Below are 16,219 nucleotides of genomic sequence, written 5' to 3'. Positions count from 1 at the left end.
CGGGGAGAGGATATGGCATCGATCGATTTCCGAAATAAAATTAACTGGCATCGTCGTTATCGTTCACCGCAGGGCGTAAAGACGGAACATGAGATCCTGCGGATTTTTGAAAGCGATCGCGGGCGGATTATCAACTCTCCGGCTATACGCCGTTTGCAGCAAAAAACGCAGGTTTTCCCGCTGGAGCGCAATGCCGCGGTGCGTACTCGTCTGACGCATTCGATGGAGGTGCAGCAGGTGGGGCGTTATATCGCGAAAGAGGTTTTAAGCCGCCTGAAAGAGCAAAACCGACTGGAGGAGTACGGTCTGGATGCGCTGACCGGTCCCTTTGAAAGTATTGTGGAAATGGCCTGCCTGATGCACGACATCGGTAATCCGCCGTTCGGTCATTTTGGCGAGGCGGCGATCAATGACTGGTTTCGTCAGCGGCTGCATCCGGAAGATGCGGAAAGTCAGCCGCTCACGCATGATCGCTGTGTGGTTTCCTCGCTACGGCTACAGGAAGGCGAAGAAAATCTGAACGATATTCGCCGCAAGGTACGTCAGGATATCTGCCATTTTGAAGGCAATGCACAGGGAATTCGTCTGGTACATACGCTCATGCGGATGAATCTTACCTGGGCGCAGGTTGGCGGAATTTTAAAATATACCCGTCCGGCATGGTGGCGAGGGCCGGTGCCGGATTCCCATCGCTATTTAATGAAGAAACCGGGCTATTATCTTTCTGAAGAGAAGTATATTGCGAGGTTACGTAAAGAACTGCAGTTAGCGCCTTACAGTCGCTTTCCATTAACGTGGATTATGGAAGCCGCAGATGATATTTCTTATTGTGTCGCCGATCTTGAAGACGCGGTAGAGAAAAGAATCTTTAGCGTTGAGCAGCTTTATCACCATTTATATCACGCGTGGGGCCACCATGAGAAGGATTCGCTGTTTGAGCTGGTGGTAGGAAATGCGTGGGAAAAATCACGCGCCAATACATTAAGCCGCAGTACCGAAGATCAGTTTTTTATGTATTTACGGGTAAATACATTAAATAAACTGGTGCCCTATGCCGCTCAGCGTTTTATTGATAATTTGCCGCAGATTTTTGCCGGTACCTTCAATCAGGCGCTGCTGGAAGATGCCAGCGGTTTTAGCCGCCTGCTTGAACTCTATAAGAATGTGGCGGTTGAACATGTGTTTAGCCATCCGGATGTAGAACAGCTTGAACTACAGGGATACCGGGTGATCAGCGGGTTATTAGATATCTATCAGCCGCTATTAAGCTTGTCGCTTAACGACTTTCGCGAGCTGGTGGAAAAAGAACGGTTGAAACGCTTCCCTATAGAATCGCGCTTATTTCAGAAACTTTCTACGCGCCATCGTTTGGCCTACGTGGAAGTCGTCAGTAAATTACCCACGGATTCGGCGGAGTACCCGGTACTGGAATATTATTATCGCTGTCGGTTGATTCAGGATTATATCAGCGGGATGACTGACCTTTACGCATGGGATGAATATCGGCGTTTGATGGCGGTCGAACAGTAAATGGACTTTTGTAAAGATGGACAATAAATTTTTACTTTTTCCAGAAACTTTGTTCCGGAACTTCGCGTTATAAAATGAATCTGACGTACACAGCAATTTTGCGTTACCTGTTAATCGAGATTGAAACACATGAAAAAAACCACATTAGCAATGAGTGCACTGGCTCTGAGTTTAGGTTTGGCATTGTCGCCTCTGTCTGCCACGGCGGCTGAAACGTCCTCTTCAGCAATGACTGCCCAGCAGATGCCAAGCCTGGCACCGATGCTCGAAAAAGTGATGCCATCGGTGGTCAGTATTAATGTAGAAGGTAGCACCACGGTGAATACGCCGCGTATGCCGCGTAATTTCCAGCAGTTCTTTGGCGATGACTCCCCGTTCTGCCAGGACGGTTCTCCGTTCCAGAATTCTCCGTTCTGCCAGGGCGGCGGTAACGGCGGCAACGGCGGTCAACAACAGAAATTCATGGCGCTGGGCTCCGGCGTAATTATTGACGCCGCGAAGGGCTACGTCGTCACCAACAACCACGTGGTTGATAACGCCAGCGTGATTAAAGTACAGCTTAGCGATGGGCGTAAATTCGATGCTAAAGTGGTAGGCAAAGATCCGCGTTCTGATATCGCGCTGATTCAAATTCAGAATCCGAAGAACCTGACGGCGATTAAGCTGGCGGACTCCGACGCGCTGCGCGTGGGGGATTATACCGTCGCTATTGGTAACCCGTTTGGTCTGGGCGAAACGGTGACGTCAGGTATCGTTTCGGCGCTGGGGCGTAGCGGCCTGAACGTAGAAAATTATGAGAACTTTATTCAGACCGACGCCGCGATTAACCGCGGTAACTCCGGCGGCGCGCTGGTGAACCTGAACGGTGAGCTGATCGGTATTAACACCGCGATTCTGGCGCCGGACGGCGGCAACATCGGTATTGGCTTCGCTATCCCCAGTAACATGGTGAAAAACCTGACGTCGCAGATGGTGGAATACGGCCAGGTGAAACGCGGCGAACTGGGGATCATGGGGACTGAGCTGAATTCCGAATTGGCGAAAGCGATGAAAGTCGATGCCCAGCGTGGCGCGTTCGTCAGCCAGGTGATGCCGAATTCGTCCGCGGCGAAAGCGGGTATCAAAGCCGGGGATGTCATTACCTCGCTGAACGGTAAACCGATCAGCAGCTTTGCGGCGCTGCGCGCTCAGGTTGGCACTATGCCGGTCGGCAGCAAAATCAGCCTCGGTCTGCTGCGTGAAGGTAAAGCGATTACGGTTAATCTGGAACTGCAGCAGAGCAGCCAGAGTCAGGTTGATTCCAGCACCATCTTCAGCGGGATTGAAGGCGCTGAAATGAGCAATAAAGGCCAGGATAAAGGCGTTGTGGTGAGCAGCGTGAAAGCGAACTCACCCGCCGCGCAAATTGGCCTCAAAAAAGGTGATGTGATTATCGGCGCTAACCAGCAGCCGGTGAAAAATATCGCCGAACTGCGTAAGATTCTCGACAGCAAGCCGTCGGTTCTGGCTCTGAATATTCAGCGTGGTGATAGTTCTATTTATTTGCTGATGCAGTAATCACCTTTGTCCCCCTTCCGCCATGGAAGGGGGCAACACTTTTCTGTGAAACCCCCCACAACTCCATACTTATTTGCACCGTTTTGTGCATTTGCACAATGTCGAGACCTGTTATCTTCCTTATGCTTGTGCTCTGCTCACAGGAGGGATTTATGGCTGGCTGGCATCTTGATACCAAAATGGCGCAGGATATCGTGGCGCGCACTATGCGCATCATCGATACCAATATCAACGTAATGGATGCCCGCGGGCGTATTATCGGCAGCGGCGATCGGGAACGTATTGGTGAATTGCACGAAGGCGCGCTGTTAGTGCTGTCGCAGGGCCGGGTTGTGGATATTGACAACGCCGTGGCGCGACACCTGCACGGGGTGCGTCAGGGGATTAATCTTCCCTTACGTCTTGAGGGCGAAATTGTCGGCGTGATCGGCCTCACCGGCGAACCAGAGCATCTGCGTAAATATGGCGAGCTGGTGTGTATGACTGCCGAAATGATGCTGGAGCAGTCGCGGTTAATGCACCTTTTGGCGCAGGATAGCCGTTTGCGCGAAGAGCTGGTGATGAACCTGATTCAGGCCGAAGAAAATACGCCGGCGCTGGTGGAATGGGCGCAGCGTTTGGGGATCGATTTGAACCAGCCGCGTGTGGCGGCGGTGGTGGAAGTCGACAGCGGCCAGCTTGGCGTCGATAGCGCAATGGCGGAACTTCAGCAGTTGCAGAATGCGCTTACCACGCCGGAGCGTAACAACCTGATAGCCATTGTTTCTCTCACCGAGATGGTGGTGCTCAAACCCGCCTTAAACTCGTTTGGTCGCTGGGATGCTGAAGATCATCGTAAGCGCGTAGAGCAGCTTATCTCGCGAATGAAAGAGAATGGTCAGCTACGTTTTCGCGTGGCGCTGGGCAATTACTTTACCGGGCCGGGCAGTATTGCACGTTCATACCGCACGGCGCGCACTACGATGATGGTCGGCAAACAGCGGATGCCAGAAAGCCGCAGCTATTTTTATCAGGATTTGATGCTGCCGGTTCTGTTAGATAGCCTGCGTGGCGGCTGGCAGGCCAATGAGCTGGCGCGCCCGCTGGTAAAACTCAAAGCGATGGATAACAACGGGTTATTACGTCGGACGCTGACGGCGTGGTTTCGCCATAATGTCCAGCCGCTGGCGACCTCTAAGGCGCTGTTTATTCATCGTAACACGCTGGAATATCGGCTAAATCGTATTTCGGAACTGACCGGGCTGGATTTGGGAAATTTTGACGATCGGCTGTTGCTGTATGTGGCGCTACAACTGGATGAACAGCGTTAAGCCCGGCGGCGCTACGCTTATCAGGCCTACGGGGATATATCTGTAGGCCGGATAAGGCGTAACACGTCGCCATCCGGCAACACACAGCTTACTTACGGGTAAGCTTGTCCAGATCGGCTTCGATTTCACTGATCTTATTCGCGACGACGCTTTCCAGGTGGCGCAAGTCGTCGAGGATCTTACGTTTGAGATCGAGTTCTGAGCGGTCGCGCTGGCAGATTTGGTCCAGCTCGTCAATCACATAGCGTAGGTTAGGGCTAATCTCCTGTACTTCTTTATAACCCTGACCGATGCCATCGGCCACCACCGTTTTACGCTGGCGTGGATACTTAAACTTCACGCTTTTAGCAAAGAATTCACCTCTATCCTTTTGAAAATAGATTTTCAGGATATCGTTATTGGCTTCTTGCCGCAGGCTGTAACGATCGATTTCCTCAGGATTGGTAATGCCCAGACTTTTTAGATTGTCATACATAGCGGTATCCTTCATCACACTATAACTTTTGAATAATTAACGAAAAATTGGTTTTTCGCCACCAGTGTTTACAAAAAAAGCGCGGTTGATCGCAGAAGACGTCTCGGCAACGTCATGAGCAAAAGGGCGGCGGTTATTGATAGCTTAAGTAATTCAACGCGATATTCCGTTTATAGAGAAAGCGTTTGAGGTCAGTGTGGGAAATTGACCGGATGCAGTGGTCGATAACCTTGAGAGGCGGAATCTATGTCCGGAACGTATAATGCCACTATTCGCCGGGTGGTGATTTCCGCCTGGATAGGAAACTCCATTGAATATTATGATTTTCTATTATATGGCCTGGCAAGCGCGCTGGTATTTGGCCCGCTTTTTTTCCCTGGCGCCAGCCCATTGACTGCAACGTTATCTTCTTTTGCCAGTTTCGGCGTGGGATTTATTTCCCGACCGCTGGGCGCGCTATTTTTTGGCAACAGGGGGGATACGCTTGGGCGTAAAAACACGTTATTAATCACGTTAGGCGGGATGGGCGCGGTCACGTTTCTCATCGGTTGCCTGCCTTCTTACGCCAGTATCGGCGCGCTGGCGCCTGCTTTACTGGTTATTCTGCGTTTTCTACAGGGATTTATGGTTGGAGGCGAATGGGGAGGCGCCATGTTGATGGTCGTGGAATATGCTGCTGGAAAGCACCGGGGGCGGTTAAGCGCGCTATCGCAAACAGGAGGACTCACGGGACAATTATTGGCGACAGGCGTATTTATAGTCGTGACCCAATTACCGAAGGAGGCGTTGTTATCGTGGGGATGGCGTATTCCTTTTCTGCTCAGTGCGCTTTTGGTGTTGCCTGGATTATATATGCGTCATCGTCTGGATGAGACGCCTGTCTTCCGTGCGTTTAAAAAGCAGCAGGCCATTAATCATAGGCAGCAAAGAGAAGAAAGGCCGGTGGTCAAAGTAGTACGAGAACAATGGCGCAGCATTTTGCTGATTATAATTCTGCGTTTTGCGGAAAGCGTTCCCTTTTTTCTTGCTACCGTCTTCGCGGTTTCCTGGGCGACGACGCAGCTTGGGATTGCCAGCCTGACTATTCTGTACATTGTAATGTTCACCTGTCTGCTGGCGTATCCCATGCACGTGCTATTTGGCATCATGTCGGATCGGCGTGGCTGCCGTCAGGTGTATATTTTCGGCGCGCTTTTTGTCGCGGCAATGGCTTTTCCCTTTTTCTGGCTGCTGGAAAGCCGTTCGCTCATACTGATGACAATGGGCTACGTTTTGCTTATTAACATTGGTCATAATTCACTGAATGCCGTGCAACCTTCTTTTTTCGCCGGACTGTTTCATCCGCCTGTACGCTACAGCGGTTCATCAATTGGCGCTCAGTTGGGGGCGGTTGTGGCAGGGGGATTCACGCCGTTTATCGCTAAAGCGTTAAGCGCAGTCTATGATAACAGTTGGACTTTGGTTGCCGGTTATGTCGTTTTGACTGCGCTGGCTTCGGCGTTTGCGGCAAAGATTGCGCCGGAAACCGTGTTACCGCATTCGCCGTAATGCAAAGGGGGGCTGTCGCCCCCGCTTTTCACTCGCTTAATCAATAGTGCGCAATAATTCGTTAATGCCCACTTTACCACGCGTTTTGGCGTCGACTTTTTTCACGATCACCGCGCAGTACAAACTGTACTTACCGTCTTTTGACGGCAGGTTGCCGGAAACGACCACGGAGCCCGCCGGTACGCGGCCATAGTGAACTTCACCGGTTTCGCGATCGTATATTTTGGTGCTCTGGCCGAGGTATACGCCCATGGAAATGACGGAACCTTCTTCGACAATGACGCCTTCCACGACTTCAGAACGCGCGCCAATAAAGCAGTTGTCTTCAATGATGGTCGGGTTAGCCTGCAGCGGCTCCAGTACGCCGCCGATACCCACGCCGCCGGAAAGGTGAACATTTTTACCAATCTGCGCACAGGAACCCACCGTCGCCCAGGTGTCAACCATGGTGCCTTCGTCAACGTAGGCGCCGATGTTAACGTAAGACGGCATCAGCACGGTGTTGCGGGCGATAAATGCGCCCTGACGAACGGCCGCAGGCGGAACGACGCGGAAGCCTTCTTTCTGAAAACGCGCTTCGTCGTAATCAGCGAATTTCATCGGGACTTTATCGAAGTAGCGGCTTTCCGCACCGTCGATAACCTGGTTATCGTTAATACGGAAAGAGAGCAGAACCGCTTTCTTCAACCACTGGTGAGTGACCCACTGACCGTCGATTTTTTCTGCGACACGCAGCGCGCCGGAATCAAGTAGAGAAATGACCTGTTTTACCGCCTCTCGGGTCACGGTATCTACATTAGCCGGCGTAATATCGGCGCGGCGCTCAAAAGCGGTCTCAATAACGTTCTGTAACTGCTGCATTGTTAAACTCTTTCATATAAATAAACACACTACCCTTTATCGTTTGGATTGAGGGCCGCTGTCAACCGTTGTTGCACCTCAAGTTGCAGCACATTATTAAGTGCGCGCCGATCCGCTGTGGCGATTATGAATAAATCTTCTACTCGTTCACCAATGGTTGTAATTCGGGCGCCATGAAGCGAAATTCCCAGATCGGCAAAAATTTGTCCGACCCTGGCCAGCAGACCAGGCTGATCGAGCGCGATCAATTCCATGAATGATTTTCTGTCGGTATGGGTGGGCAAAAAATTGACTTCCGTTTCGACCGTAAAGTGCCGTAACTTTGCCGGTTGCCGACGCGGCTGCGGCGGCTGCCAGCTACGCTGCGTAATGGTCTGTTCAAGACCGGTGCGAATGACTTCATGGCGATCCGCCGCCAGCGGGCTGCCGTCTGGTTCCAGAACGATAAACGTATCCATTGCCATGCCGTCGCGAGTGGTAAAGATCTGCGCGTCATGGACGCTTAAATTACGCCTGTCCAGCTCGGCGCAGACGGCGGCAAACAGATAGGGTCTGTCCGGACTCCAGATAAAAATTTCGGTTCCGCCGCGCGTGGCCTGCGGACTAAGCAACACTAACGGTTGGCGCAGATCGTGCTGCAATAAATGGCGTGCGTGCCAGGCGAGCTGATTTGGACTATGACGAACAAAATAGTTAGCGCGACAGCGGGTCCAGATTTTGTGCAGCGCGGCTTCATCAATATTGTCCATTCGCAGCAGCGCCAGCGCCTGAAGCTGATGGTGACGCACGCGCTCACGCATATCCGGCGTATTTTGCATTCCGCGCCTGAGCTGTTTTTCCGTGGCGAAGTACAGCTCGCGTAGCAGGCTCTGCTTCCAGCTATTCCACAAGGTTTCGTTGGTCGCGCAGATGTCCGCGACGGTCAGGCAGACCAGAAAACGCAGCCGTGTTTCGGTTTGCACCTCTTCGGCAAACTGCTTAATGACTTCCGGATCCTGGATGTCGCGGCGCTGGGCGGTGACTGACATTAGCAGGTGTTGGCGCACCAGCCAGGCGACCAGTTGCGTTTCGCGTGAGTTCAAACCGTGCAGTTCGGCGAAGGTGAGTACATCCTGCGCGCCCAGTACCGAATGGTCGCCGCCGCGACCTTTCGCAATATCGTGGAACAGCGCGGCGATCAGGATCAGTTCCGGATGGGGAAGCCGCGGCCAGAGATCGACGCATAGCGGATGGCGCTGGCGCGTCTCTTCTTTCGCAAAGCTCTCCAGTTTGAGCATTACGCGGATGGTGTGTTCATCCACCGTGTATGCGTGGAACAGGTCAAACTGCATTTGTCCGACGATGTGCGACCACTGCGGCATATAAGCCCACAGTACGCTGTGGCGATGCATGGGCAGCAGGCCGCGGCTGACCGCGCCGGGATGGCGCAGCATACTAAGAAACAGAGTGCGCGCCTCCGGGATGTAACACAGCGGTTGGCTCAGGTGGCGGCGGGCGTGGCGCAAGTGGCGTAACGTCGTAGAGTAAATGCCGGTGATCGCGCTATTGCGCACCATCATATAAAACATGCGCAGGATCGCTTGCGGTTCGCGGATAAACAGCGTGTCGTCACGCAGATCAATAAGCGTGCCGCGCAGTTGAAACTCATCGTCAACAGGACGTGGTTTTTCATCCGCAGGCAGCGCCAGAATCGCCTCGTCAAATAGCTGAAGCAGCATCTGATTGAGTTCGCTCACCCGGCGCGTAACCCGGAAGTAGTCTTTCATCATCCGCTCAACCGGATCATTGCCCTCGCCGCTGTAGTTAAGGCGTTGAGCGACGCTTAACTGGCGGTCGAACAGCAGGCGGTTATCGTAGCGGCTGACCACCAGATGTAGCGCAAAGCGAATGCGCCACAGGATATGCAGGCACTCGTTGAGCTCCGCGCGCTCAGCGGGGGTTAAAAAGCCGAATCCCACCATCTCATCGAGCGAGGTAGCGCCGAAGTGACGTCGGGCGACCCACTGTAACGTATGGATATCGCGCAGGCCGCCGGGGCTGCTTTTAATATCCGGCTCCAGATTATAGCTGGTACCGTGATAGCGCTGGTGGCGCTGGTTCTGCTCTTCTACTTTGGCGGCGTAAAATTTGTCGGACGGCCAAAAACCTTCGCTGAAAATATGTTTTTGTAGTGCCAGAAACAGAGCGACATCACCGATCAGCAGGCGCGTTTCGATGAGGTTTGTCGCAACGGTTAAATCAGACAGACCTTCCAGCAGACACTCTTCCAGCGTACGTACGCTATGCCCGACATCCAGCTTGACGTCCCAAAGTAAAGTCAGCAGCTCGCCGACCTTTTGCGCCTGTTCATCGGGCAGCTTTTTGCGGCTTAAAATGAGCAGATCAATATCGGAAAGCGGATGCAGTTCGCCGCGTCCATAGCCGCCGACGGCGACCAGCGCCAGATCGGCAATCTGACCGAAACCGGCCTCAATCCACAGGCGTTGCAACAACTGGTCGATAAATTCGGTACGAGCTTCAATAAGCTGTTCAGCACAAATGCCGCTGTCAAATGCCTCTCCCAGCCAGTGTTGAAAGATGTCGATGCGGGCTTTGATACCGGCGACGGTCAGTTCAGCGCGCGGCCAGACGCCAGGGTTTTGCGGCTGGTCCGGGAGGGTGGGGAGTGCGGTATTCGCGTGCTGTTCAGGAAGAGTATTCATATGCGCCACCCATTAAAAAGCCGGATGGTGGCGTGAACGCCTTATCCGGCCTACGTATTTACTCTTCATCCTTCAAGTTGCTTCTACGTTGGCTGCGCTCGTTCACTCCAGTCACGTACTTATGTACGCTCCTGAAGATTCACTCTCTTGCCGCCTTGAGGCAACTCGAATGATTTTGAGTAAAGGTGTAATTTGTAGGCCTGATAAGATGCGAAGGCATCGCCATCAGGCAAAACATTATTCGTCGTGTGTGATGATCGCCGGGATGGTGTCATCTTTACGCAGCGTCAGAATTTCACAGCCGTTTTCCGTTACCACAATAGTATGCTCGTACTGAGCAGACAAGCTGCGGTCTTTGGTTTTTACCGTCCAGCCGTCTTTCATGGTGCGGATACGGTAATCCCCGGCGTTCAGCATCGGTTCAATGGTAAAGGCCATGCCAGGCTGCAACACGACGCCGCCATCGTCTGCATCATAATGCAGCACCTGCGGTTCTTCATGGAAGCCGCGACCAATACCGTGTCCGCAGTATTCACGTACCACGGAGAAACCTTCGCCTTCGGCATATTTCTGGATGGCGGCGCCAATGGTGCGCAGGCGGATGCCCGGTTTCACCATTTTGATGCCCAGATACAGGCTCTCTTGCGTGACGCGGCACAGACGCTCGCCCAGAATGGTCGGTTTGCCGACGATAAACATCTTCGAGGTATCGCCGTGGAATTCATCTTTAATCACGGTCACGTCGATGTTGACGATATCACCATCTTTCAGATGTTTAGCGTCATCCGGAATGCCGTGGCACACCACTTCATTAATAGAGATACAGACGGATTTCGGATAGCCGTGGTAGCCGAGGCAGGCGGAGATCGCGTGTTGTTCGTTAACGATGTAATCGTTACAGATACGGTCCAGTTCGCCGGTGGTGACGCCCGGTTTGATATACGGTTCGATCATTTCCAGCACTTCGGCTGCCAGACGGCCCGCGACGCGCATTTTTTCGATGTCTTCAGATGTCTTGATAGAGATAGCCATGAATTCTGTCCATCAGTGCCGATGATTTCGGCAATAATTGTGTAAGTGCTGACAATGGTATCAGTCAGGGGTGTGCCCTGCCAAATTGAGAATCATTCTGAACTTCGCCTTTCGTGCCACAGGTGCGTTGGCGACATTTTTTCACCCCAGTCACTGACTGGCCGTAAGCTCTCGGGGATGCAAAAATTTGCCGCCTGCCTGTAACACGAAATTCATCGTTCAATTCAGCACTGAGTGCCAACAATTATTGGTGTCGGTGGCGTATTTGTGGTATAAAGCGCGCCGGACTTCCGATCCATTCGAAGACTACACACGATGGACGGGAGCGACAAATCTCACTTTGTGTAACAACACACACGTATCGGCACATATTCCGGGGTGCCCTTTGGGGTCGGTAATATGGGATACGTGGAGGCATAACCCCAACTTAATCTATAGAGGTTTTAAATCATGGCAACTGTTTCCATGCGCGACATGCTCAAGGCTGGTGTTCACTTTGGTCACCAGACCCGTTACTGGAACCCGAAAATGAAGCCTTTCATCTTCGGCGCGCGTAACAAAGTTCACATCATCAACCTTGAGAAAACTGTACCGATGTTCAACGAAGCTCTGGCTGAACTGAACAAGATCTCTGCTCGTAAAGGTAAAATCCTTTTCGTTGGTACTAAACGCGCTGCAAGCGAAGCGGTGAAAGAAGCTGCTAACAGCTGCGACCAGTTCTTCGTGAACCATCGCTGGCTGGGCGGTATGCTGACTAACTGGAAAACAGTTCGTCAGTCCATCAAACGTCTGAAAGACCTGGAAACTCAGTCTCAGGACGGTACTTTCGAAAAGCTGACCAAGAAAGAAGCGCTGATGCGTACTCGTGAGCTTGAGAAACTGGAAAACAGCCTGGGCGGTATCAAAGACATGGGCGGTCTGCCGGACGCTCTGTTCGTTATCGATGCTGACCACGAGCACATTGCTATCAAAGAAGCGAACAACCTGGGTATCCCGGTATTTGCTATCGTTGATACCAACTCTGATCCGGACGGCGTTGACTTCGTTATCCCGGGTAACGATGACGCAATCCGTGCTGTTAGCCTGTACCTGGGCGCTGTCGCTGCAACCGTTCGTGAAGGCCGTTCTCAGGATCTGGCTTCCCAGGCGGAAGAAAGCTTCGTAGAAGCCGAGTAATAAGGCTTGATAACTCCCTAAAATAGTTCGAGTTGCAGGAAGGCGGCAAGCTCGAGAATTCCCGGGAGCTTACATCAGTAAGTGACCGGGATGAGCGAGTGAAGGCAACGCGCCTGCGGCTCGAAATATGAAGGGGAGAGCCCTTATAGACCAGGTAGTATCACGTTTGGTTAGGGGGCCTGTATATGGCCCCCTTTTTCACTTTTATATCTGTGCGGTTTGATGCCGGGCAGATCAAATCTTTCGAGGATTTTAGAATGGCTGAAATTACCGCATCCCTGGTAAAAGAGCTGCGTGAGCGTACCGGCGCAGGCATGATGGATTGCAAAAAAGCGCTGACTGAAGCGAATGGCGACATTGAGCTGGCAATCGAAAACATGCGTAAGTCCGGCGCTATCAAAGCGGCGAAAAAAGCAGGCAACGTGGCTGCTGACGGCGTAATCAAAACCAAAATCGACGGCAACGTCGCTTTCATTCTGGAAGTTAACTGCCAGACTGACTTCGTGGCTAAAGATGCTGGCTTCCAGGCATTTGCTGACAAAGTGCTGGACGCCGCTGTTGCTGGCAAAATCACTGACGTAGAAGTTCTGAAAGCACAGTTCGAAGAAGAGCGCGTTGCTCTGGTAGCGAAAATCGGCGAGAACATCAACATTCGTCGCGTCGCTTCCCTGGAAGGCGACGTTCTGGGTTCTTACCAGCACGGTGCGCGCATCGGCGTTCTGGTTGCCGCTAAAGGCGCTGACGAAGAGCTGGTTAAGCAGCTGGCGATGCACGTTGCGGCAAGCAAGCCGGAATTCGTTAAGCCGGAAGACGTGTCTGCTGACGTGGTAGAGAAAGAGTACCAGGTACAGCTGGACATCGCGATGCAGTCCGGTAAGCCGAAAGAAATCGCAGAGAAAATGGTTGAAGGCCGCATGAAGAAATTCACCGGCGAAGTTTCTCTGACTGGTCAGCCTTTCGTCATGGAACCGAGCAAATCTGTTGGCCAACTGCTGAAAGAGCACAACGCTGACGTGACTGGCTTCATCCGCTTTGAAGTGGGCGAAGGCATTGAGAAAGTCGAGACTGACTTTGCAGCAGAAGTTGCTGCGATGTCTAAGCAGTCCTGATTTTCCTGAGGAGCCGCCTGAGGGCGGCTTCTTTTTGCGCCTCTCTTGTAAAATCAGCCGACGCCTGGCGTCTGCGCTGAAATGCGACGTACAATGTCGCCGGAATTAACTCATATCAATCGTTGACAGTCTCAGGAAAGAAACATGGCTACCAATGCAAAACCCGTCTATAAACGCATTCTGCTTAAATTAAGCGGCGAAGCTCTGCAGGGTACGGAAGGCTTCGGTATTGATGCAAGCATACTGGATCGTATGGCTCAGGAGATCAAAGAACTGGTTGAACTGGGTATTCAGGTTGGTGTGGTGATTGGCGGTGGTAACCTGTTCCGTGGCGCGGGTCTGGCAAAAGCGGGGATGAACCGCGTTGTGGGCGACCACATGGGCATGTTGGCCACCGTCATGAACGGCCTGGCAATGCGTGATGCGCTTCACCGCGCCTATGTGAACGCCCGCCTGATGTCGGCAATTCCTTTAAACGGCGTGTGCGACAACTACAGTTGGGCCGAGGCGATTAGCCTGCTGCGTAATAACCGTGTTGTGATTCTGTCTGCAGGTACGGGTAACCCGTTCTTCACTACCGACTCTGCGGCCTGTCTGCGCGGGATCGAAATTGAAGCGGATGTCGTACTGAAAGCGACCAAAGTGGATGGCGTATTCACTGCCGATCCGGCAAAAGATCCTTCCGCGACCATGTACGATCAGCTGACCTACAGCGAAGTGCTGGATAAAGAGCTGAAAGTGATGGATCTGGCGGCGTTCACGCTGGCTCGTGACCACAAACTGCCGATTCGTGTTTTCAACATGAACAAACCAGGCGCGCTGCGTCGTGTGGTGATGGGCGAAAAAGAAGGGACGTTAATCACGGAATAATTCCCGTGAGCGCCAAATACGGGTAAGATTCTGTTCTATTGACGGGTCTTATTACCTGGCAGAAATTAAACGAGACTATACTTAGCACATCTTTGTATTGTGTGACCGTCTGGTCTGACTGAGACTAGTTTTCAAGGATTCGTAACGTGATTAGCGATATCAGAAAAGATGCTGAAGTACGCATGGAAAAATGCGTTGAAGCGTTCAAAACCCAAATCAGCAAAGTGCGCACGGGTCGTGCTTCTCCCAGCCTGCTGGATGGTATTGTCGTAGAATACTATGGCACTCCGACCCCGCTGCGCCAGTTGGCAAGCGTAACGGTAGAAGACTCCCGTACCTTAAAAATTAACGTGTTTGACCGTTCTATGGGGCCAGCCGTTGAAAAAGCGATCATGGCGTCAGACCTCGGTTTGAATCCAAGCTCTGCGGGCACCGACATTCGCGTTCCGCTGCCGCCGCTGACCGAAGAACGTCGTAAAGATCTGACGAAAATTGTCCGTGGCGAAGCGGAGCAGGCGCGTGTCGCCGTTCGTAACGTCCGCCGTGATGCGAACGATAAAGTAAAAGCTCTGCTGAAAGATAAAGCGATCAGTGAAGATGACGATCGTCGCTCTCAGGAAGAAGTACAGAAAATGACCGACGCGGCAATTAAGAAAGTGGATGCGGCGTTGGCAGATAAAGAAGCAGAACTGATGCAGTTCTGATTGATCTGTACGCAGATATAAACTCATTCCACCGCTAAACCTGGCGGATGAGTGGTGTACAAAGCGCCGCGCAGAAGACATTATCAGGTCTCCTGTGCGGCGTTTTGCTTTTTATTCCGTTTCAACACTTCTGGACGTTTCATGAAGCAATTAACCATTCTGGGCTCGACCGGCTCTATTGGTTGCAGCACACTGGACGTGGTGCGCCATAATCCTGATAGCTTCCGCGTTATCGCGCTGGTGGCGGGTAAAAATGTCGCCCGCATGGCGGAGCAGTGCCTGGAGTTCTCGCCGCGTTATGCCGTGATGGACGATACGTCGAGCGCAGAACAGCTCAAAATAATGCTTCAGCAGCATGGCAGCCGCACCGAGGTTCTGAGCGGTCAGCAGGCTGCCTGTGAGATGGCGGCGCTTGATGAGGTCGGGCATGTGATGGCGGCCATTGTGGGCGCGGCTGGTTTACTGCCGACCCTGGCGGCGATTCGCGCAGGGAAGACGATTCTGCTGGCGAATAAAGAATCGCTGGTGACCTGCGGGCGGCTGTTTATGGACGAAGTAAAACGCAGCAACGCCCGGCTTTTACCCGTCGATAGCGAACATAACGCGATTTTTCAGAGTTTGCCGCAATCTATTCAGCATAATCTGGGATACGCTGACCTTGAGCAAAATGGCGTAACGTCGATTTTGCTTACCGGGTCTGGTGGCCCGTTTCGTGAAACGCCAATGTGCGATCTGGCAGCGATGACGCCGGATCAGGCATGTCGTCATCCGAACTGGTCGATGGGGCGAAAAATCTCCGTCGACTCCGCCACCATGATGAATAAAGGTCTGGAATACATTGAAGCGCGTTGGTTATTTAATGCCAGCGCACGTCAGATGGAAGTGTTGATCCATCCGCAATCGGTCATTCATTCGATGGTGCGTTATCAGGACGGCAGCGTCCTGGCGCAGCTTGGAGAACCTGACATGCGTACGCCTATTGCGCATACGATGGCATGGCCGAATCGCGCCACGTCCGGCGCGCAGCCGCTTGATTTTTGCAAACTCAGCGCGCTGACGTTTAGCGCGCCAGATTATCAGCGTTATCCGTGCCTGAAGCTGGCGATGGAGGCGTTTGAGCAAGGTCAGGCGGCAACGACGGCGCTCAATGCGGCAAACGAAATCACCGTTGCCGCGTTTCTGGCGCAACAGATTCGTTTTACCGATATCGCCGGGCTCAATTTAGCGGTGCTGGAGAGGATGGATTTACAGGAACCGGCAAGCGTTGAGGACGTATTGCAGGTTGACGCCATCGCGCGTGAAGTAGCCAGAAAACAAGTGATACGGCTCTCACGCTGACGATTAT

13 protein-coding genes are annotated in these 16,219 nt (G+C 52.6%); 9 read left to right on the top strand and 4 right to left on the bottom strand.

What is annotated here, in order from left to right; all coding sequences use genetic code 11:
• Positions 1 to 12 precede the first annotated feature (12 nt).
• The 3 genes from dgt to cdaR all read left to right on the top strand — a co-directional run bounded on the left by dgt (position 13) and on the right by cdaR (position 4,397).
• Positions 13 to 1,530, top strand: a complete 1,518-nt coding sequence (gene dgt / locus QEN31_RS18780) for a dGTPase (RefSeq protein ID WP_000146457.1) — start codon at positions 13 to 15, stop codon at positions 1,528 to 1,530.
• Between the two features lie 129 nt (positions 1,531 to 1,659).
• Positions 1,660 to 3,087, top strand: a complete 1,428-nt coding sequence (degP, locus tag QEN31_RS18775; protein WP_000753958.1) for a serine endoprotease DegP — start codon at positions 1,660 to 1,662, stop codon at positions 3,085 to 3,087.
• A 152-nt stretch (positions 3,088 to 3,239) separates the two neighbouring features.
• Positions 3,240 to 4,397, top strand: coding sequence for a DNA-binding transcriptional regulator CdaR (gene cdaR, locus QEN31_RS18770; RefSeq protein WP_000929458.1), 1,158 nt, complete (start codon positions 3,240 to 3,242; stop codon positions 4,395 to 4,397).
• A gap of 88 nt (positions 4,398 to 4,485) precedes the next feature.
• Here the strand turns inward: cdaR and QEN31_RS18765 are convergent, their stop codons facing one another.
• On the bottom strand, positions 4,486 to 4,872 hold the full coding sequence (locus tag QEN31_RS18765; protein ID WP_000272193.1) for a DUF3461 family protein: 387 nt from the start codon (positions 4,870 to 4,872) through the stop codon (positions 4,486 to 4,488).
• 246 nt (positions 4,873 to 5,118) lie between these two features.
• Here QEN31_RS18765 and QEN31_RS18760 point away from each other — a divergent pair, with 246 nt between their 5' ends.
• Positions 5,119 to 6,420, top strand: coding sequence for an MFS transporter (locus QEN31_RS18760; protein WP_000017181.1), 1,302 nt, complete (start codon positions 5,119 to 5,121; stop codon positions 6,418 to 6,420).
• A 36-nt stretch (positions 6,421 to 6,456) separates the two neighbouring features.
• On the opposite strand, the gene dapD is transcribed toward QEN31_RS18760, so the two are convergent.
• The 3 genes from dapD to map form a co-directional block, all read right to left on the bottom strand.
• On the bottom strand, positions 6,457 to 7,281 hold the full coding sequence (gene dapD, locus QEN31_RS18755) for a 2,3,4,5-tetrahydropyridine-2,6-dicarboxylate N-succinyltransferase (protein ID WP_001186670.1): 825 nt from the start codon (positions 7,279 to 7,281) through the stop codon (positions 6,457 to 6,459).
• Positions 7,282 to 7,310: 29 nt separating this feature from the next.
• Entirely contained in the window at positions 7,311 to 9,983 is a 2,673-nt protein-coding gene (gene glnD, locus QEN31_RS18750; RefSeq protein ID WP_001094520.1) for a bifunctional uridylyltransferase/uridylyl-removing protein GlnD, read from the bottom strand.
• Between the two features lie 237 nt (positions 9,984 to 10,220).
• A complete protein-coding gene (gene map / locus QEN31_RS18745) occupies positions 10,221 to 11,015 on the bottom strand; it encodes a type I methionyl aminopeptidase (RefSeq protein ID WP_001018211.1) in 795 nt (264 codons plus the stop codon).
• Positions 11,016 to 11,465: 450 nt separating this feature from the next.
• On the opposite strand from map, the gene rpsB reads away from it, so the two are divergent.
• The 5 genes from rpsB (at position 11,466) to ispC (ending at position 16,212) form a co-directional block, all read left to right on the top strand.
• The gene (rpsB, locus tag QEN31_RS18740; RefSeq protein WP_000246886.1) at positions 11,466 to 12,191 is read left to right on the top strand and encodes a 30S ribosomal protein S2; all 726 of its coding nucleotides are present in this window, start codon (positions 11,466 to 11,468) and stop codon (positions 12,189 to 12,191) included.
• Positions 12,192 to 12,448: 257 nt separating this feature from the next.
• Complete coding sequence (gene tsf, locus QEN31_RS18735) at positions 12,449 to 13,300, top strand: translation elongation factor Ts (protein ID WP_000808106.1); 852 nt, start codon at positions 12,449 to 12,451, stop codon at positions 13,298 to 13,300.
• 144 nt (positions 13,301 to 13,444) lie between these two features.
• Positions 13,445 to 14,170 carry a UMP kinase gene (gene pyrH, locus QEN31_RS18730; protein WP_000224567.1) on the top strand — a complete coding sequence of 242 codons (726 nt, stop codon included), beginning with the start codon at positions 13,445 to 13,447 and terminating at the stop codon, positions 14,168 to 14,170.
• 146 nt (positions 14,171 to 14,316) lie between these two features.
• On the top strand, positions 14,317 to 14,874 hold the full coding sequence (gene frr / locus QEN31_RS18725; RefSeq protein ID WP_000622423.1) for a ribosome recycling factor: 558 nt from the start codon (positions 14,317 to 14,319) through the stop codon (positions 14,872 to 14,874).
• 141 nt (positions 14,875 to 15,015) lie between these two features.
• The gene (gene ispC, locus QEN31_RS18720) at positions 15,016 to 16,212 is read left to right on the top strand and encodes a 1-deoxy-D-xylulose-5-phosphate reductoisomerase (protein WP_000811898.1); all 1,197 of its coding nucleotides are present in this window, start codon (positions 15,016 to 15,018) and stop codon (positions 16,210 to 16,212) included.
• The last annotated feature ends 7 nt before the right edge of the window (positions 16,213 to 16,219 follow it).

Origin of the sequence: Salmonella sp. SA15303, from assembly GCF_029962125.1 — a bacterium.
Classification (GTDB): domain Bacteria; phylum Pseudomonadota; class Gammaproteobacteria; order Enterobacterales; family Enterobacteriaceae; genus Salmonella; species Salmonella enterica.
This window is presented reverse-complemented; position numbering and strand designations above follow the sequence as displayed.